The 17,556-nt window shown below is 63.6% G+C and carries 17 protein-coding genes and 1 tRNA gene; 5 read left to right on the top strand and 13 right to left on the bottom strand.

The window, feature by feature from the left end:
* Positions 1–2 precede the first annotated feature (2 nt).
* The 3 genes from B8446_RS11135 (at position 3) to B8446_RS11125 (ending at position 7,233) form a co-directional block, all read left to right on the top strand.
* Complete coding sequence (locus B8446_RS11135) at positions 3–4,571, top strand: right-handed parallel beta-helix repeat-containing protein (RefSeq protein WP_048849618.1); 4,569 nt, start codon at positions 3–5, stop codon at positions 4,569–4,571.
* Between the two features lie 75 nt (positions 4,572–4,646).
* Positions 4,647–6,476: an adenine deaminase C-terminal domain-containing protein gene (locus tag B8446_RS11130; RefSeq protein ID WP_048849617.1), complete on the top strand. Its 1,830-nt coding sequence runs from the start codon at positions 4,647–4,649 to the stop codon at positions 6,474–6,476.
* Positions 6,477–6,480: 4 nt separating this feature from the next.
* Positions 6,481–7,233, top strand: a complete 753-nt coding sequence (locus B8446_RS11125; RefSeq protein ID WP_148505958.1) for an MgtC/SapB family protein — start codon at positions 6,481–6,483, stop codon at positions 7,231–7,233.
* A gap of 2 nt (positions 7,234–7,235) precedes the next feature.
* Here B8446_RS11125 and B8446_RS11120 read toward each other — a convergent pair whose 3' ends face one another.
* Genes B8446_RS11120 through B8446_RS11110 form a run of 3 tightly spaced genes read right to left on the bottom strand, consistent with a single transcriptional unit; the run spans position 7,236 to position 9,208 of the window.
* On the bottom strand, positions 7,236–7,412 hold the full coding sequence (locus B8446_RS11120) for a Trm112 family protein (RefSeq protein ID WP_084712287.1): 177 nt from the start codon (positions 7,410–7,412) through the stop codon (positions 7,236–7,238).
* A gap of 46 nt (positions 7,413–7,458) precedes the next feature.
* Complete coding sequence (locus B8446_RS11115) at positions 7,459–8,193, bottom strand: LON peptidase substrate-binding domain-containing protein (protein WP_048849614.1); 735 nt, start codon at positions 8,191–8,193, stop codon at positions 7,459–7,461.
* Positions 8,194–8,230: 37 nt separating this feature from the next.
* On the bottom strand, positions 8,231–9,208 hold the full coding sequence (locus B8446_RS11110; RefSeq protein WP_048849612.1) for a tetratricopeptide repeat protein: 978 nt from the start codon (positions 9,206–9,208) through the stop codon (positions 8,231–8,233).
* A 181-nt stretch (positions 9,209–9,389) separates the two neighbouring features.
* Between B8446_RS11110 and B8446_RS11105 the strand changes: the two genes are divergently transcribed.
* Positions 9,390–9,464 (top strand) — tRNA-Gly (locus B8446_RS11105).
* 696 nt (positions 9,465–10,160) lie between these two features.
* On the opposite strand, the gene B8446_RS11100 is transcribed toward B8446_RS11105, so the two are convergent.
* From B8446_RS11100 to B8446_RS11080, 5 genes are all read right to left on the bottom strand, one after another.
* The gene (locus B8446_RS11100) at positions 10,161–10,763 is read right to left on the bottom strand and encodes a hypothetical protein (RefSeq protein ID WP_048849610.1); all 603 of its coding nucleotides are present in this window, start codon (positions 10,761–10,763) and stop codon (positions 10,161–10,163) included.
* A gap of 150 nt (positions 10,764–10,913) precedes the next feature.
* Positions 10,914–11,708: a hypothetical protein gene (locus B8446_RS11095; protein ID WP_048849608.1), complete on the bottom strand. Its 795-nt coding sequence runs from the start codon at positions 11,706–11,708 to the stop codon at positions 10,914–10,916.
* An 85-nt stretch (positions 11,709–11,793) separates the two neighbouring features.
* Entirely contained in the window at positions 11,794–12,339 is a 546-nt protein-coding gene (locus B8446_RS11090) for a hypothetical protein (RefSeq protein ID WP_048849606.1), read from the bottom strand.
* A complete protein-coding gene (locus B8446_RS11085) occupies positions 12,336–12,917 on the bottom strand; it encodes a hypothetical protein (protein ID WP_048849604.1) in 582 nt (193 codons plus the stop codon). The genes B8446_RS11090 and B8446_RS11085 overlap by 4 nt, the downstream gene beginning before the upstream one ends.
* A gap of 77 nt (positions 12,918–12,994) precedes the next feature.
* Positions 12,995–13,273 (bottom strand): hypothetical protein, encoded by a 279-nt coding sequence (locus tag B8446_RS11080; protein WP_048849603.1) that lies wholly within the window; start codon positions 13,271–13,273, stop codon positions 12,995–12,997.
* 188 nt (positions 13,274–13,461) lie between these two features.
* On the opposite strand from B8446_RS11080, the gene B8446_RS16080 reads away from it, so the two are divergent.
* On the top strand, positions 13,462–14,004 hold the full coding sequence (locus tag B8446_RS16080) for a hypothetical protein (protein WP_148505957.1): 543 nt from the start codon (positions 13,462–13,464) through the stop codon (positions 14,002–14,004).
* A gap of 273 nt (positions 14,005–14,277) precedes the next feature.
* On the opposite strand, the gene B8446_RS11075 is transcribed toward B8446_RS16080, so the two are convergent.
* The 5 genes from B8446_RS11075 to B8446_RS16270 all read right to left on the bottom strand — a co-directional run.
* A complete protein-coding gene (locus B8446_RS11075; protein ID WP_048849600.1) occupies positions 14,278–14,574 on the bottom strand; it encodes a hypothetical protein in 297 nt (98 codons plus the stop codon).
* Between the two features lie 9 nt (positions 14,575–14,583).
* Complete coding sequence (locus tag B8446_RS11070) at positions 14,584–14,895, bottom strand: hypothetical protein (RefSeq protein WP_048849598.1); 312 nt, start codon at positions 14,893–14,895, stop codon at positions 14,584–14,586.
* 1 nt (position 14,896) lies between these two features.
* Positions 14,897–16,684 carry a hypothetical protein gene (locus B8446_RS11065; protein ID WP_048849597.1) on the bottom strand — a complete coding sequence of 596 codons (1,788 nt, stop codon included), beginning with the start codon at positions 16,682–16,684 and terminating at the stop codon, positions 14,897–14,899.
* Positions 16,685–16,763: 79 nt separating this feature from the next.
* Positions 16,764–17,258: a hypothetical protein gene (locus tag B8446_RS11060; protein ID WP_048849596.1), complete on the bottom strand. Its 495-nt coding sequence runs from the start codon at positions 17,256–17,258 to the stop codon at positions 16,764–16,766.
* A partial coding sequence (locus B8446_RS16270; RefSeq protein WP_048849594.1) for a hypothetical protein occupies positions 17,245–17,556 on the bottom strand: 312 nt, incomplete at its 5' end. The genes B8446_RS11060 and B8446_RS16270, both read right to left, overlap by 14 nt.

Here is a 17,556-nt window from a genome sequence, read left to right as displayed (position 1 = left end):
CCATGAATTCGACCGATGATGCCCTGATCCTTCCCGCACTCCCGGCACGCGTCTGGGACGCGGGGACGGCATCCGGCCCTGTCGTTCTTCCGCCCGGTCGCTACGAACTCGGTGTCGTGACGCTGGCCCAAAACGGCCTTGAAGTCCGGGCCGACGTGCCGGGCACGGTCCTGCTGTGCGGCTGGATCACCGTCACGGGCTCGGTGAAATTCTCCGACCTTCAGTTCTCCGGCGAAGGTATTTCGGCGGAGGACGCGGCACTGATCCAGGTCGAAGGTAGTGGATCGGTCGCTGTCGAACGGTGCACGTTCGATGAGGCGGCGCTGAATCATGTTGTCGTGTCGAACGGCGGGACATGTCACATCGCGGACAGCACGTTCCGCAATCAGGCAGAAGACGTGTTCCTGTGGGCCGGGGGCGCCGGAACCAGGCTGGTCGTCGCGAACAGCACGATTGTGGGGAGCGGCCAGGCCGTATCGGTTAACGCGCAGGCCCGCCTTGAGATGTCCGGCTGCACGATCTCGGGCGGCACGGCAGGCTATGCCGCGATCGGCGCGGATAATGGCGCCTCGGTCAGCCTGATCGACTGCAAGCTGCATGATCTGGCCGATGGGGCGCTCTCGCTGCGCACAGGCGCCACGGGCGAAGTCGCGCAATGCAGCATCGAACGCAGCGCCCGGTTCGCCATGGCGTGCGAGACGGCCGACACGCGGTTAAGCGTGCGGAACACGACAATCCGGACTTCGGCCCAAATCGCTCTGGTTCACGATCATGCGGTCCTCGAGATGGCGGATTGCGACCTGTCCGGCGCGGAAGTTGAAGACGGCGCCGCAATCAGGGCCACGGCCGGGTCCATGCTCAGGCTCTCGAATTGCCGCGCGCATGATCTGCGCAGCATTGCCGTATCGATCGTGGATGCGACGGGCGAGATCACCGGAGGGTGCATCGGAGGCGGCGAGGGTTCACGCCCGACAATCGCCCTGGTGTGCGTGGGCGAGACAGGCCGCCTGACAGCGAACGGCACTCATGTGTGCGACACGGACCGGTTTGCCGCCGCGGCAAACGGCGCAACGCTCTCCCTCGCGGCCTGTGTATTCGTCGACGCGGCGTCCAGCAGTCACGCAATTCTGGTTCACAAGGGTGCTGTCATCACGCTCTCTGACTGTACGCTTGAGAGGATGGCCGGCAGCGTCATCATGGCCGCGACGCACGGGCGCGCCACTGTCACTTCGGGAACGATACAGGGATGGCCGCCCACAGTCGCGGCATTCCGGGCCACCGAAAATGGCACGCAGATTGCTGTTCATGGTGTCGTGCTTCGTGAGGACAGCCTGATCGGCCATGTCGATACGGGTGCCAGTCTCGCGTTTCATGGATGCGACATTTCAGGTCCTGCGCTCTCGGACCCTGCGATCAGGGTTGCGAAAGGGGCGTCCGTCCGGCTTGCAGACTGCACTGTCCATGATCTTGGCAGCAACGCGGTTGAGGTCGGAGACGCCGGGACCTGCATGATCGAAGGCGGCGCATTCCGCGCCGTATCGAACGGGCCGATCGTCCAGGCCGCGGGCGCCGGCACCAGGCTTTCGGTCGCGGATGCCCGGGTCGAATGCGAGGACGCAGGCTTCCATGTAACGGATCAGGCGTCCGCGACGCTGACGGCGTGTGAGTTCAGCGGTGCAAAGCCGAACTGCGCGAGCCTGCAGGTTATGAGGGGCGCGCAGGCGGCACTGATCGACTGCGTGATGCGTGATGCCAGCGGCGTCTGGGTTGCGGAGGCTTCCACCTGTTCCGTGGAGCGAGGCACGTTCGGACACATTGTGTCGCAGGGCGCCGTTCGCGCGCGGGGTGCTGATACGCGTGTGACCCTCAAGCAGGTTCAGTTTACAGAATGCCGGAGGGCACTGGATGTCGGTCAGACAGCAAGGCTCGAGGTCGACGGGTGCGATTTTTCCGGCGGGGCCGCCGATTGCGCCCTGGTGCGGGTTTACGAAAACGGGCGCCTGGCGCTGTCGAACTGCCATCTGCATAAGACAGCGGCTATCGCGCTATGGACGGTCTCCGGGGGCATAAGTGAAATCGAGAATTGCCGCTTTGTCGACAACCTGGTGGCCACCGCTTGGCATTGCGAAGGTGAAGGCACGTCTCTTATTGCCCGCAAAACCGCAATCAGTGGCGGACGCCAGCCGCTTTTCGTGACATCCGGAGCCAGAGCCGAACTTCATGGCTGTGATATTTCCGAGTGCCAGAACGAGTATCCGGCCCTGTATGTCAAAAAGGGCGGTCACCTGCTTGTTGCCGATTGTCGTGTTCATAATATGGACTACACTCCGGTTTATGCGGACAACGGCGGCGTGATCGAAATTGCCCGTAGCACGATCGAGCATTTTACAGACGCACCCGGACTGAAATGCGATGGAGACGGCACGCGGATCACTGCGTCCGAGACAACCGTGCGCGATGGTCGCAGCGCGGCATTCGCATGGAACAAGGCAAAAATCAGCCTTGTGCGCTGCGACCTTTCGGCATCCGAGGGTAACTTCCCGTGCGTAACGATTGCGTCAGGCGCCAGTGCCGATCTGGATGACTGCCAGATTCATGATTGCGACATCTACGCCGTCTGGGCGAGGAACGGGGGCAGGGCGTCCGTCAAGGGAGGCAATATCTGGAATTTCCGGCAGGGTCAGGGGCAGGTTTTCGACGCCGAAGAGGGCGGCGAAGTCGTGGTCACCGACGCGACGGTCTGGGACTTCAAGACCCTGATGAAAAAATCGGTCGGCCTGCGGGTCCGTCTGTCCGGTTGCACCATCGAGAAGCCGGACGACGAACGTCTTTCAGCGCTGCTGCAGCCGCTCAATCGCCTCAGACCGCGCAACGCGTTTCCGAGCCCGCGCCCGGTGCTCAATATTCTCGAGCTGCGTACGTTGCGCCGCATGATCGGGCTTGGAAAGGTCAAGTCCGAGATCGGCAATTTCGTGGATGTCGCGCGTATTGCGGCACAGCGCCGGTCGGAAGGGCTCAAGGTAGCGCAGCCGTCGATGCACATGGTGTTCACTGGCAATCCCGGCACCGGCAAGACGACGGTCGCGCGTCTGGTCGGCAAGATCTATGCAGCACTCGGGCTCCTGAAATCCGGCCATGTCGTGGAAGTCGATCGCTCCAGGCTTGTCCATCACTGGATCGGCAAGACGGCGAGCCAGACCAACGAGGTCATCGACCAGGCGCTGGACGGCGTTCTGTTCATCGACGAGGCCTATTCGCTCGTGAATGGCAACGACAGCGATTACGGCCCCGAGGCGATCGATGCCCTCCTCAAGCGCATGGAGGATGATCGCAGCCGTCTCGCCGTGATCGTCGCGGGCTATGACGAGCCGATGCGCAACTTCATCGCCGCCAACCCCGGCCTTCAGTCCCGATTCAGCCGCACCGTCGAATTCGAGGATTACACGCCGCCCGAACTGCTCACGATCGTGCGCGGTCTTTTCAGGGACGGCGAATACGTCATGGACGATGCGTTCGACATCGCCCTGTCGGAGGCGGTCTCGGCAATCTATCGCGCGCGTGGCGAGCATTTCGGCAATGCCCGGACGATGCGTACATTGTTCGAAAGCGTGACAGGGCGACAGGCGGGTCGTCTCGCACGAACACCAGGGACCGCCGACCTGCGCACGCTGCTGCCTGCGGATCTTCCCGAGCCGCCGCGGGTGCCCTTGCCGGCGACCGCACCCAAGGGCTCCATGGGAGAGTTCGATCAGGCGGCGTTCGATCTTGCGATGGCGGATCTGAAGGGCATGATCGGATTGGCGCGCGTGAAGGAGGAGATCCAGAAGCTGGTGAGCCTCGTGCGCGTGGCGCAGCGGCGCAAGGCGGCCGACCCCAGTCTCGCGCTTGCGCTGCCGTCGCTTCATCTCGTTTTCCTCGGCAATCCGGGCACCGGCAAGACGACGGTCGCGCGGCTGATCGGCCGGATCTACAAGGCGCTTGGCCTTCTATCCGGCGGACAGGTCATCGAGACGGATCGTTCGGGACTGGTCGCATCGTTTGTCGGGCAGACCGCGCCCAGGACGCTGAAGCAGATCGACGCGGCGACGAACGGCGTCCTGTTCGTCGATGAGGCCTATGCCTTGGGTCAGGGCGGCCCAAACGATTTCGGATCCGAGGCGATCGATACGTTGCTCAAGCAGATGGAGGATCGGCGCGATCGTCTCGCCGTCATCGTCGCCGGGTATCAGGGTCCGATGGATGCCTTCTTCGACAGCAATCCCGGTTTGCGTTCCCGCTTCACGCGCTATGTGATGTTCGAGGATTACGCGCCCGAAGAGCTATGCGCGATGTTCCTGCAGTCCGGCACGCGGGAGGGATACCGTCTCACGCCGGATGCTACGGTTGCGCTGAAGGCGGCGATGACGAAGCTCCATGCCGGTCGGGATGCGCATTTCGGCAATGGGCGGACCGTGCGTAACCTGTTCGATGCGACGAAGGAAGCGCAGGCCTATCGTGTCGGCCTCGACGAGGCCGCCGATCTGAACGTGCTGACGGATGCGGACATCGAGGCCGCGTTCCGACAGGCCTGAACGAGCGCGTGATCCGTGGGAAGAGGATACTGCTGAAACCTCGCATTTCTGCACGCGCGTGCTAGGGTCGCTGTCATGAACAAGCAGATCCTCACGCGCTTTTCGGTCGCGCCCCTGTTCCAGTCCACGCGCAGTCTCTCGGCTGTCGCCTCCGGCAGAAGTCCCGCAGATCTCGTGATCACCGGGGTCCGTGCCCTTTCCACGTATACGGACCGGATCCTTCCGGAGCGCGAGATCTGGATCAAGGACGGTCGCATCGCGGCCCTGCGCCCGGCAGGCAGCTATCGCAGCGTGGATCACGCGCCGCGCGCGGTCTATGACGGACAGGGCGGCATCATCGCCCCGGGCCTCGTCGATCCGCACGTGCATGTCGAGAGCAGCATGATGACGGTCTGTGCCTATGCGGAAGCCGCCCTGCTGAACGGCACCACGACGATTTTCTGTGACAGCCACGAGATCGGCAACGTGGCGGATGTCGAGGGCGTCGAGTGGATGCTGGAAGATGCGCGGGAAGCCGCGCTGAATGTTTTCCTGACGGTCCCCAGCACGGTGCCTGCGACCGATGCCTCTCTGGAGACGGCCGGCGGCGATCTGACGCCGGATAAGATCGGCGGCATCTTCGATCGCTGGCCCGAGGCTGTCGCACTCGGCGAGAAGATGGATTTCGTCCCGCTCTGCCTGGGCGATGAGCGCTCGCACGGGATTGTCTCCGAATCCCTGCGTCGAGGCCGCCCGGTCAGCGGACATGTCTATGGGCGCGAGTTCGTGGCGGCCTATGCGGCCTCGGGCGTGACCGACACGCATGAGGCCATCAGCGGCGAGATCGCGGACGACCTGCTGGAAGCGGGCGTGTGGATCTTCCTGCGTGGCGGTCCGCCGACCACGCCGTGGCATTCACTGCCGGCCGCGATCCGGGCCGTGACCGAATTCGGCGCCGATCCCAAGCGGGTCTGCCTCTGCACCGACGACCGCGACGCGGATGACGTGTTCGCGTTCGGCATGGACTGGGTCGCGCGCCAGGCTATCAAGGCGGGAATGACGCCCGCACAGGCGTGGAGCATGGGATCTCTGCACGGGGCAACGCGCTTCGGCATGGATGGGGAGTTCGGGGGCCTGGGCGGCGGCAGGCGTGCCGATCTTATGCTGCTGAACGACGACATGACGGTGCGCAACACCTGGTATGGCGGCGTGATTGCCGTCGAAGACCGGCGCATCACGAGCGCGCTCGATGCCCAGCTCAGCAGCGCGCGCTATCGCTATCCCGAGGCTGCCTACCAGACCGTCAAGATCGATACGGTCGGTCCGCTGACGCCGACGTTGCCGCTTGGACCGGTCCGAGCCCATGTCATCGGCGTGCGCAGCGCTCATGACGTGACGCTGGCGCATGAAGTGCTCGACCTGCCGCAGGCCGAGACATGGCCGGAACTGCTGGACGCGCACGATCTGTGCTTCGCCAGTGTGATCGAGCGGCATGGTCACGGCAACGGAATCGCCCATGGCCTGCTGCGCGGTTTCGGCCTGACGGAGGGCGCTGTCGCGAGTTCCGTCGGGCATGACGCGCACAACATCATCGTAGCCGGGCGGGATGAGGCGTCCATGCGCCTTGCGGTGGAGACGGTCCGGCAGACGCAGGGCGGCGTCGTGGTCGTGCGTGAAGGTGCGGTGGTTGCGCAGATTGCGCTGCCCATCGCGGGTCTCCTGTCCGACGAACGCGCGACAGCGGTTGCGGAGAAGACCCGTATCCTGAAGGCCGAATGGGAAAAGTCAGGCTGCCGACTGCCGTATATGGGCTTCAACCTGATCCCGCTGTCCGTGATTCCCGATGTCCGCCTGACCGACAAGGGGCTGGTGCTGGTGCCCGAGATGCGCCTGACGCCCCTGTTCGAGCCCGTTCCCAACGCCTGAGCGTATGACCGGCATGTTTCACGTGGCGCCGGGGCAGGGGTGGCTTCAGGTCGGCGAGCTGATGCTCGCCTTCCTGCTGTCGTCGGCGGTCGGCTTCGAACGGGAGATGCGCCAGAAGACGGCGGGTCTGCGCACCTATGCGCTGGTCGGCGTGGCCGCCGCACTGTTCACGCTGGTCTCGAAATACGGGTTCATGGACGTGCTGGACCAGGGCCGCGTCGTGCTCGATCCTTCGCGCGTCGCAGCCCAGCTGGTCTCGGGCATCGGCTTCATCGGTGGCGGCGTGATCTTCATGCGCCGCGACGTCGTGCGCGGACTGACCACGGCGGCATCCGTCTGGCTGACGGCAGCACTGGGATGCGCGTGCGGCGCGGGGCTGGTGCTGCTGGCGATCGCGACCGTTGCGATCCATTTCACGGTAATGCTGGGGTTTCCGATCCTCGCGCGCCGCATGCCCAGACCCGGGATCGAACGGGTCGGAGTGTTCGTGACCTATGTCGACGGGCGCGGCCTGCTGCGCCATATCCTGGTCGCCTGCACGCGTCTGGGGCTGACCATTGCCGACGTGCGGATCGAACGGGGACTGGACAGTTCCGTGACGCAGGACAAGGCCGATGCCGCGATCATCGATCAGCGTCTCGTGACTGTCGCGCTGCACCTGAGCGGACCAAGGCCGCTGGAAGACGTCGTCACGGCCCTGAACGGGATCGACGGCGTCATGTCAGTCTCGACCGAACAGGCGGTCGAGACGGAATAGCCTTACTCGTCGAGCCGGCGGGCTTCTTCCGGCAGCATGATCGGGATGCCGTCCCTGACGGGGAAGGCGAGATGCGCGCGCGGGCTGCGAAGCTCCTGCGTGTCGCGGTCGTAGATGAGCGGCCCCTTGGTGACGGGGCAGACCAGCATCGACAGAAGTCGGGGATCGGGATCGGTCATGGTGATCGTTGTCTCCGCGCGCGGGGCCTGCGTCAATCCTCTTGCGTCATTCGTCGTCCGGGTCGTCGGATGCGCCGCCCTCGGGTGCTTCGTTCAGCAGCGCCAGCAGAAGATCCGCTCGCGCTTCCAGTGATCGCGCTTCGAGCAGGGACTGCTTCTCGTCCGTCGTGAATGGCACCAGCATCGGAAGGACCACCAGCAGCGCGTCGTCTTCCATCTGCTCGAGCGTGGACCAGCTCGTGCGCAGGCTGTGCGCCCGGAAATAACGCTTGAGCGATTCCATGAGATACGCGCGATCGAGCGGGGCCGCCGTGTTTTCCACGAGATCGCCCACGAACGCGGACGTGTCGATCCGCGCCTGACGATAGCCGCGTGTCGGAGGGAGTTCGCGCAGGACGCGGAAGCGTGCCAGTCCGCTCAGGGTGACGGCGAACGTCGAATCAGCGCGCTCCGTGAACGACGTGATGCGCCCCAGACAACCGATATCATGCAAGGCCGGCGCCGGGTCGTCCGCAAGCGCCGGAAACTGGACTTCGTCCTCGTCAATCGGCTGGATCATGCCGATCAGCCGGTGGCTCGCCAGAGCATCTTCGAGCATCGCGACATAGCGCGGCTCGAAGATATTCAACGGCAGTTTCCCCCATGGCAGCAGCAAGGCGCCGGGCAGCGGAAACAGGCCGACCTGCGGCGGAATATCCGCAAGCGTCATGTCCGGCAGCGGCGGGATCCGGCGTGGAATGGCGTCCTCGCCGATCTCGTGCTCGAAATCCGGATCGCTCATGCCAACGGATTCGGCTGGATGGCCCTGATTGCCTCCGTCACGAGAACAGCAGCGCGGACAGCTTGCGTCGCGCCGCGAGCGTCGCGGGGTCGCCATGCCCCCAGGCTTCGAACAGGCGCAGCAGGGCCGCTTTCGCAGCGCCGTCATTCCATGCACGATCCGCACGGACGATCGACAGGAGTTCATCGGCGGCTTCCGCGCGGTGGCCGGCACCGTTCAGCGCCTCGGCAAAACGCATCCGGGCATCGTGATCCTGCGGTGCGGCCTCGACGGCTGCACGTAGGCTGTCGAGCTCGCTGGCGGCCTTTCGACCGCTCCGATGCAGCTCGAGCGCCGAGCGGGCACCGGAGATTTCCGGATGGTCGTGCAGCTTCTCGGGCACCTGAGACAGCGCATCCTCGGCAGCGGCGTCGTCATCAAGTGCGATCAGGGCGCGGACCATGCCAGCCCATCCATCCGGGTTCTCCGGCTCGACTTCCAGCAATTGCCCGAACAGGGCCGCCGCCTGATCCGCATGGCCATCCTGCATCGCCTGACGGGCTCCCGCCAGAACATCGGCAGCCGGCATTGCGCCGCCGGACGCCTTCAGGAGAGCCTCGACGAAGCGCTTGACCTCACTCTCGGGCAGGGCGCCCTGGAAGATATCCAGAATCTGGCCCTGCCAGAATGCCGCGACCATCGGGATCGACTGCAGCGGGAGGCCAAGCTGCGTCAGCTGGGCGGCAAGCGTCCGGTTGGCCTCGATATCGACCTTGACGAGCTTCACGCGCCCGGCAGCGGCCGTCACGACCCGTTCGATGACTGGCGTCAGCGTCTTGCAGGGACCGCACCAGGGCGCCCAGAAATCGACCAGAACCGGGCGATCCCGGCTCGCGTCGATGACCTCCGCCATGAAGGTCCGTTCGTCGGCATCCACGATATCGCGTCCGGCGCCGCCGGGCATGGGAGCGCCCGAGGACCCGATCGTTCCAGGTGCGGCGGGCGCTGAACGGCCCTGCCCAATAATATAGTCCATCGTCTTGTTTCATCCTGTCCGGACAGGTTCTGTCATCTGCTAAGATCGTCCCATGGTCCGGATCGTGCAAGGGCAGGCGTCGCATCGCAAAAAGGCGTCACGGGCAAAAAAAATCGGCATTTTTGCGATCAGCCCTCTTGCGCCCGCTCCGCACATCTCATATCAACCGCCCCAACGGAGCGCGGGCGTAGCTCAGGGGTAGAGCACAACCTTGCCAAGGTTGGGGTCGTGGGTTCGAATCCCATCGCCCGCTCCAAGAAATTGGCAGAAATCAGCCGTTTCTTGGATGCCGCGTTCCGTTTATCTCGGACAATCAAAGCCAGAACGTGACAGGAACATCCCTAAGCGTTTGGGCACACGCTGGGCAAGGTTTCCCCTTGTACCCCGCCCGCCATCCATGCGATTCTGCGTGCGCTGCGGCAGCCCGGATGGACGGGCACGCCGTAAGGTCTAGCGGAATAAGGCACCGACCATGGGTCGGAGATGCGAGGCGATGCAAAGATCGCACCCTTAGGGGATAAGCGTTAGAGCCGGTATCAAGCCCGGCCCGCAGCAGCCGCCCCGGCTATAGGGGTGGAGACGTCCGATACCTCTCTCGGCGGCGGTCGGTGGAAGCCCGACGACTCCCTTGACTCAGACAGCCCCGGACACCTTATGGTCGTATAGAAACATCAGGAAACATCGGATGGCTGGGACTTCTGAAAACCTTATCGCGGCAGCGATCATTCAATATCTTGAGACGCGTCCAGATCACTCAGCGACAATAGCGCAGATACGCTCCGCTCTTCCCGGATTCATTGAGCTTACCCGTGAGGATCGCGAGCCATCTCTTACCCGGACAGGTGAGCAGAAGTGGGAGCAGATTGTGCGCAACGTCGTCTGTCATCGCGACGTACCTGACAACGCCGTGAACGATGGTCTTCTCGTTTACGTTGCGCGCGGGCGCTTGTCGTTACCGGGTCTTGAGTGACCGGCGCTTATATTTCGGCTCGAACCACCTGAGATCGGTTCCGCCAAGCGCCGCCTTGTCCCAAACGAACCAAGCATAAGCCGTAGTCCCGCTACCCTTCTGTTCGGCCCCTTCCGGGTAAAAGGTGATACGTTCGCTGAAAACCCAAACACGGGCTGGCGGGGACGAGGAGAAAATTGTCCTCTGGCGGTTTCCGCCCTCTAAGAACGCAAGTCTTAGAAGGAGCGCAAATTTATGATCGGCTGCTGCCAGTCCAGCCCGAACGAAACCTTCCGCCGCATTGTATGGGGGATTGGTCACGATATTAGGCGCACGCCGTGATGTGGTCAGGAAATCGACGCCCGCTTCCCCGTAGCCTCGATTATAGAGATCCGAGCTGTAGACGGTATTCCCCGTCTTCTCCAGGACCTCCGACATAGAGCCATTGCCACACGCGCATTCCCAAATGTCGCCCTCAAAGTGCTCATTGTCGATAAGCGCCTCTGTAGCCCATCCAGGAGTAGGAAAGAAATCCGGGCCATCCAGATCGGCAAAGCGTTTGAGGGTTGGCTTGTAGCCGCCAGTGAGGTGGTATGTGGCATCCATACCAAAAGGGTAACAGAATCAGGAGTCTAGTCAACGAAGCCAAGTCCTTCAAAAGACTCGCTTCCCAAACAACTCACCACACGCCCCACCGCGCGAGCGCCCAGGCCGCGCCGATGACGAGCGCCATCAGCACGAGCCACGGCCAGTGCATCAGGCGGCCGCCGCGCCGTTGAGGAACGCGGCGTTCGCGGCCCGCACGTCTTCCAGATCGTGGATGGCCAGAAAGGCGGGCGACGGGGTTGCGAGCTGCGGCCACAGGACGCCGTGCGCTTCCATGAGCCGCGACCGGAGCCACCGCCACGTGCAGCGCTGCGTCGTGCCCCATGTCAGCAGCGTCACGATGTCCGTGTCGCCGGTTCCCGTATAGGACCAGCCGTCGAGGCAATGCCCGCCCCAGGACCCGGGCGTCGGGTCGCCGGCCGAGGCCGGCGTGTCCGTGTCCCATACCGCGCCGATGGAGGCCTGATCGGCCAGCGCGAGCTGCACGCCGAAATAGGTCGCGCCGAACGCCGCCATGGCCAGGCGCATGCCGTTGAAGTCGTCGAGCGCGATCGTGCCCCAGAGCGGAAACAGCGTCTGGTTCTGCACCGGATAGCCATGGGCCGCCGCATAGCCGAGCACGTCAACCTCGATGCCGCCCTGGTCCGTCGCGGCATTGCCCGGCACGTAGCCGGTCGAGGCGCTGTAGAAGCTGACCGCATTCTGCGGAGTGATCGCGGTCTGAAACCCGTTCAGGGCCGAGAGCGCGCGGATGGAATTGCCGAGCCCGGCCGAGGTGCAATCGCCCAGCGTGTCGTTGTCCAACATCAGCGGCGACGGGTTGATGTGGCTGCGGATGAGCTTCGGCGGTGCCGCGCGCGCCATCATGCGCAGGCCCGAGAGATGAGGCTGGCGCGGCCGTGTCTCGGCAGGCCGGGCGCCGAGTCTCAGCGTGGGATGGGTCATCGTGTTTTCCGTGTCGGGAGGATCTTGATGGCGGCGACGAACAGCGCCCCGAAGGCGACCGCGTAGGTCGCGACCTCGGCGCCAGTCATGGCCGGACCAGAGGCGCCGGGACCGCGACGGGGGCCGGCTGATGCTTCGCGGCAGCGCGTGCGCCCATCTGGTCGAACTGTCCGATGTCGGGATTGAGCACGCGGCCGGACGCATACAGGTCGACCAGAAGCTGATCGCCCGTGATCAGTCGCCGGCTGTCCGGGAAGACGCCGGCCGCCGCGAGGGCATCGGCCACGTATTCGAAACAGTAGGCATGGTGCGGCCGCTGCATCGCCTCGATTCGCAGTGCCCAGCCCGCGATGGCGAGCACGTCATAGGACGTGCCAAGCATCGACTGGCAGTAGGCCAGCGCCCGGGCGCGTTCGTCGTCCGACATGCGGACCTCGATCGCGCGTCCCGTGCGCGGCGGCATGCCGAACGCGGCGTCGTTCGGGCCGCACATGAGGATGTGCGGGAAGGTCGCGGAGTAGATCGTGCCGTCGAACTCGATCGTGGCGTGCGACCACTGGCTTTCCAGCCGCCAGCAGATCAGCCGCCCGAACAGGTCGGACGGCCGATACAGCCGGACGCGGATGGTCACGCGAGACCGTGCCGGCGCTTGATCGCGTCGATCTGCTGCGCGCGCTGCTGGGCCTGCTTGTCGGCCGCGCTGCCGGCCACCAGGGACACGCTCGAAACCGACGCGATCGCACTCGACAGGATCGAGGCGACGGATGCGACATCGGATGCGACGGCCGTGACCTTGGCTGTCAGGGATGCGCCGAGCGTCGACGCCTCGGACGTGGCGACCGCCGAGATGTCGGACGCCGCCGTCTGGATGTCCGCGATCAGGCTCGACACGGCCGCCGGCACCGACGTCCTGTTGAACGTGATCGATGCGCTGCCGCCAGTGTACGTATTAAAGGCAGCGAGGCCGGTCTCGATCAGAGCGACGCCCTCATCCACGACAGTGACGACGGCGGCCGGCACGCCGGTGAAGGCGAGTACCGTCTTGGCGACGTTCAGCGCGGTGTCAGTGTCAGCGGTGAATTCCGCGACGTTGGCCGTGATTGTCGTGACGCCGTTCGTCGTCGAGGCCGCGCAGCCGGCCAGCGCCACGCCCGCGCCGAGCGTGAGGCCGCCGCGAATGAACGCGCGGCGGGATGCGAGATGGGTCATGGAATCATCCTTGTGCGGTCAGCGCCGCGAGAGTCAGGAGCGCCACGAGGACGCCCCACGAGATCAGGAACCGGACGTCAGACAGTCGGGCTCGCGACGTCGGCCTGGTCGGTCGCCGCCTTGCCTTCGATCGCGTCATAGGTCGCCTCGATCCCGGCCAGCGCCTGAGCGACGCCCGTTTCGATGGCGGCCCAGTTGATCTTGCTGTTGATCACCGGCAGCGCCTCGTTGAGCAGAGAGCCCACGATGCCGGAGTAGAGCGCGAGCTTGGCCTGCGCAGCGGCCGAAAGCTTGTCGCCAGCGATGTCCTTCACGAGGGCATCGAGCGCAGTGATGACTGTGGTGGCGTCGGACATGGATGTCTCCAAACGAAAAAGGGCGCCGCAGTGGGCGCCCGTGGGTGGGTTGGTCTGACGCGCGAGAGGCGCGCCTCCTTCGGGGATGGGAACTTGTAAGAACGGCTTACGAGTTGGTGGCGAGGCGGGCCACTAGATGTTGACCCGACTCTGGCGCATCCTCCTTTATAGACAAAAGGAGAGTATTCATGCCGCACCCCAATTCGGCTTTTAGGAGCCTTTACGAAGCTATAGGCGAGTTTGTTTGCGAGTTCGCCAATATGGAGCTTGGTATAAAGACATCCTGTGTAAAATATATAAACAGTAGCAATGACAACATAAATATAATAATGCAAAACATGACTCTCGATAAGTCATGCGACCTGCTTAGGGATTGTTATAAATTCAACAATGAAGATATTCCATACGAAATTTCTGATGTTCTTAACCAGACAAGAAAAATCGCTGTCATGAGAAATAAAATACTACATAATGGATTTGTTCCAAGTAATGGCAAATTCATTAATAGAAAATTTCTCCTTATGCCTTTTCGTGAAAAATACACCGAGGAAGCTGTGTCAGAGCTTGATATAAATCATATGATATTAGATATAAAAACGATAGTAAGATTTCTTTCTATTATACAATATTATTCTCCACCCCGTTTTGTTGGAGTGCCTGTAGAGCCACCGTCACGAGACTGGATGAAAAGCTTTCAGCTACCCTCGCAGTCTCCATGGCATTATAAATAGCTTCAGCATCTGGGTGGCATTCGCCTGTAATGGCGTCCCTGTTGTCGTCAATCCAATTTGATCCAGACAACCACATGGCCCGCGTCACAGGGTGGGGCTTCGCCTGATCTTCAAGTAGTCGTTCAAGCAACTTGGCTGCATCCGTTTCAAGGCTAGGCAAGCCATATTTTGATTGGTCAGATAAAGACTCCGCTCGCGCTCTCAACCTGGAAATCATCAACGTTGCTTCAGAGCGGATTGACATAGATTGGGTCTCTTAACTTCTTATGAGATTTAATCATTTGCCAGACGTACAACGCGCGGCACGCCGGCGGCATCAATCGCGGCCTTGGCCGCCGGGGCTACCTCACGCGGCACCATCACGCCCGTCTTGCCGACCTGAAGCCGGTTCGCGGCCCAGCCGACGTTCAGTCCGATCATGGTCACGATCTGGAACGGGATCGCCCAGGCCGATGTCGCGGCCGGCGGCCGGACGAACACGGTCACGAGCTTGCAGGCGATGATGAGCAGCGCGGCCGGCAGCGCATACTGCGCCGGGATCGCGTTCAGGATCAGCGTGGTCGGGTCCATGCCATCACCTCACGATGCCGAGTAGGTCGTCGCGCCGTTGAGCGGATCGGTGGATCCCGATGCGTTCACGAGCGACAGGATCGCGGAATAGACCTCGGCCGAGGTGGCCGTGGTGATGTCGCTGACACCGAGCTGGCTCGCCGTCAGCGAGAAGAACCGCGTTTGCAGCGGCGGAGACCCGGCTGCCTGCGTCGCCTCGGACACATAGCCGCCGAGATAGACGTTGCAGACCTGGCTCCCCAGGATCGACTGCATCGAGACTAGCGACCAGTAGGCGGCAACCGCCCCGGTCGGCATGGTGACGGACTTGGAAAGTGCCATGTCAGAAACCCTCAGCTGTATATTCGATGCCGAGCGTCGCCGTGCTCGCGTTCGCGAACTGGATCGTGAAGCCCGTCGAGGTGATGTCGTAGAGGTAGGCCACGCCTGCCGTCGTATCCTGGCCGAGGATGTCCCATTGCAGATGCGGCGCGCCCCCGATGAAAATCGGGTTCGTCGTGCCCCATCGCGTCGGGAACGTGACGGCGACGCGGTGATTGGAATCCATCGAGACGTTCTGCGCCGTCTGCACCACGCGATACCGCCCCGTGTAGGAGACCTCGCCGACCGTGATGTCGGCGTTCGCGTAGAACACCGCTTCCTGGTTGGTCTGGTTTGCGCCGTGATCGAGCACGCAGGTGCCGGCGTTGCCGCCCCACTCCGCCCAGTAGGTGTCGAGCGCCGCGCACACGTTGTTGCTGTTGCCGGACGCGTATTCGAAGCCGCCGGCAACCTGCTCGCCCACCAGGATCCGGGCCCGGCTTGAGCGGAAATAGGACACGTCGGAATTGACGAACACGACGGTGGACGTGCTGTCGAGATTGCCGCCGCTTTCGAAATTCGACCCGTTCATTTCGACATCGCCGCACCGGCGGAACGACATGAGGGATCGATAGCTTCGCGTGGTGCCGTCGGGCGCGGCGGGGATCGCCGTCCCGGATGGAAGGGCATTCACCGCGCAGTAGAAGTTGTCGATCCGGATCATCCGGCAGCCGCACATGTCGAGGGCGAACCCGTAGCCCTGCCAGTCGCAGCCGTTGAAAAGCCAGCCGACCGCCTGATAGTTCGTGACGCCGCTGATCGCCGTCGGGCTGATCCAGACCTTGACCAGGCCCCAGCCATTGTAGCCGTCGCAGGAATAGAACCGCTGCCCCTCCCACGGGACGTTGGAGGAATACTGCCAGACGTACGAGTAATTGGCCCCGGCGCACTGGATGAACAGGCCATTGAAGTTGCCGAAGGTGTTGGCCGTCGTGCCTGTGAACTGGAAGGCGGACAGGGCCTGCACCGCGCCGTCAGGGCCTGCGGCCTTCACGTTGAACCACACGGTGTCGCGCGGCACGTTCGTTGCATTCAGCGCCTGCGAGAAATACCGGAAGAACACGTTCAGCCAGGCCAGGCAGCCGAACAGGCTCAGATCGGACGAGAACACGGCCGAGATTGCCGGGCTGCCGGATCCGAGAATATCCGCATCGACAAAGGCGATGTCGCGGATCTGAAGCGTGCCGACGGCCGGCGTCGATGTCGTGCCGTGCTGGATCACGCCCGCGCCGCCCGACTTCATCAGGATGACGGTGTTGTCCTTGCCGCCACCCGAGATGGACAGCGACACCGTGCCGGTCTGGAGCGTCGTGCCGATGAACAATACCGTGCCCGCTGGAAGCTGCATCGCGACCGTCGGCGCGGGCATGCCCGTCACCACCGTCGTGCCGATGTTCGCGATCAGCGTGTTGATGGCGGGCCCGTCATCGGTCACGCCATCCAGCTTGCACCCGGCCCGGCGTAGGGCATGCGCGTCGAGCAGGATGGCATCCACGCTCACGGTGTTGCCGGTGATGGCTTTCATGACCGAAGTGGGATCAACCGTTCCCGCTGTGATCGCCAAGCCAGAGGCAGACCCGCTGATGACGTCGACCTTACCGGTCTGGATCGCGTTCAGCTGCGAGCCGGTCAGAACCTGACCGTTCACGAAGTTGACAATCACGCTTCCCGTCGCCGCGACGGACGTCGCGGTTGCTTTGACAGCTGTCGTCGTCGCCCTGACGGCGGCTGCCATCATACGCTTGATCATTCCTGAAAATCCTAACGGGGAAGACGAAGCCACGCGCGCACGCGGCGCAGCTGGATGAGCCGGCGGATCGCAGCCCAGGTCATGCGGTGATGGCGGCCTGGCAGAGCGCCGTGTGCGCGGCGTCCACCGACCCGGCGCCGAGCGTCGTGTTGTAGCCAAGGCGCCAGGCGCGGTTCATGCCTGCCGCGTCGCCGGCAGCGGGCAGCGCAATGGGGGACCGGTAGAACCGGACCATCGCCAGCGCGCAGGCGTAGGCCAGGCTCTCGATCATCGCGATCGCGTTGCCGACCGGGCGCCCATTGAAGCGCGCCGGGAGATAGCCGAGGCACGTGCCGCCCAGCGCGTGACGGGCCAGCAGGAAGTTCTGCCAGCAGTCGTCGTGCGTGAACGGCTCCATCTGCCACAGGCCGAGCGCCGGGCCGTCGATTTGCTCCAGCTCGGCCGCGTTGCTCTCGCAGTTCGCGATGCACGCGGCGAGCTGGGCCCGCGCCGTCAGGCTGCCCGGCAGCGCGAGGGCCGTCACGACCGGGACGGCGATGTCCCGCTTGAGCTGGCCGAGATCAAGGCCGGTCATGGGTGTTCCTTGCTTGTCGCTGGAGAAGGACGGATTCGGCGGCGTCGGCCCGGCGGCGCGTGGCCTCGTGGGCGGCGCGCTCGCTGGCGAGATCGCGCATGGCGGCGTCGCGCTGCTCAACGATGGCGCGATAGCGGTCCTCGTCGCGGGCGTGTTCGGTCTGCTGCACCGACCGGTAGCTCCCGAGCAGGAGCGACAGACCGCGGAAGACGGCGGCGATGGGAAACAGGACCGCGATGACGGGCACGATCCACGGGTAGTGCTGGGTCAGGAACGGCAGGAGCACCGGCCAGATCTG

This window comes from Tanticharoenia sakaeratensis NBRC 103193, from assembly GCF_000963885.1.
Taxonomy (GTDB): Bacteria; Pseudomonadota; Alphaproteobacteria; order Acetobacterales; family Acetobacteraceae; genus Tanticharoenia; species Tanticharoenia sakaeratensis.
Note: the sequence above shows the minus strand (reverse complement) of the source record. Positions and strands in the feature narration are given on the sequence as shown.

Coding starts and splice junctions, on each gene's coding strand:
- B8446_RS11135 (WP_048849618.1), top strand. CDS start 3: ATGAATTCGACCGATGATGCCCTGATCCTTCCCGCACTCCCGGCACGC.
- B8446_RS11130 (WP_048849617.1), top strand. CDS start 4,647: ATGAACAAGCAGATCCTCACGCGCTTTTCGGTCGCGCCCCTGTTCCAG.
- B8446_RS11125 (WP_148505958.1), top strand. CDS start 6,481: ATGACCGGCATGTTTCACGTGGCGCCGGGGCAGGGGTGGCTTCAGGTC.
- B8446_RS11120 (WP_084712287.1), bottom strand. CDS start 7,412: ATGACCGATCCCGATCCCCGACTTCTGTCGATGCTGGTCTGCCCCGTC.
- B8446_RS11115 (WP_048849614.1), bottom strand. CDS start 8,193: ATGAGCGATCCGGATTTCGAGCACGAGATCGGCGAGGACGCCATTCCA.
- B8446_RS11110 (WP_048849612.1), bottom strand. CDS start 9,208: ATGGACTATATTATTGGGCAGGGCCGTTCAGCGCCCGCCGCACCTGGA.
- B8446_RS11100 (WP_048849610.1), bottom strand. CDS start 10,763: ATGGATGCCACATACCACCTCACTGGCGGCTACAAGCCAACCCTCAAA.
- B8446_RS11095 (WP_048849608.1), bottom strand. CDS start 11,708: ATGACCCATCCCACGCTGAGACTCGGCGCCCGGCCTGCCGAGACACGG.
- B8446_RS11085 (WP_048849604.1), bottom strand. CDS start 12,917: ATGACCCATCTCGCATCCCGCCGCGCGTTCATTCGCGGCGGCCTCACG.
- B8446_RS11080 (WP_048849603.1), bottom strand. CDS start 13,273: ATGTCCGACGCCACCACAGTCATCACTGCGCTCGATGCCCTCGTGAAG.
- B8446_RS16080 (WP_148505957.1), top strand. CDS start 13,462: ATGCCGCACCCCAATTCGGCTTTTAGGAGCCTTTACGAAGCTATAGGC.
- B8446_RS11075 (WP_048849600.1), bottom strand. CDS start 14,574: ATGGACCCGACCACGCTGATCCTGAACGCGATCCCGGCGCAGTATGCG.
- B8446_RS11070 (WP_048849598.1), bottom strand. CDS start 14,895: ATGGCACTTTCCAAGTCCGTCACCATGCCGACCGGGGCGGTTGCCGCC.
- B8446_RS11065 (WP_048849597.1), bottom strand. CDS start 16,684: ATGATCAAGCGTATGATGGCAGCCGCCGTCAGGGCGACGACGACAGCT.
- B8446_RS11060 (WP_048849596.1), bottom strand. CDS start 17,258: ATGACCGGCCTTGATCTCGGCCAGCTCAAGCGGGACATCGCCGTCCCG.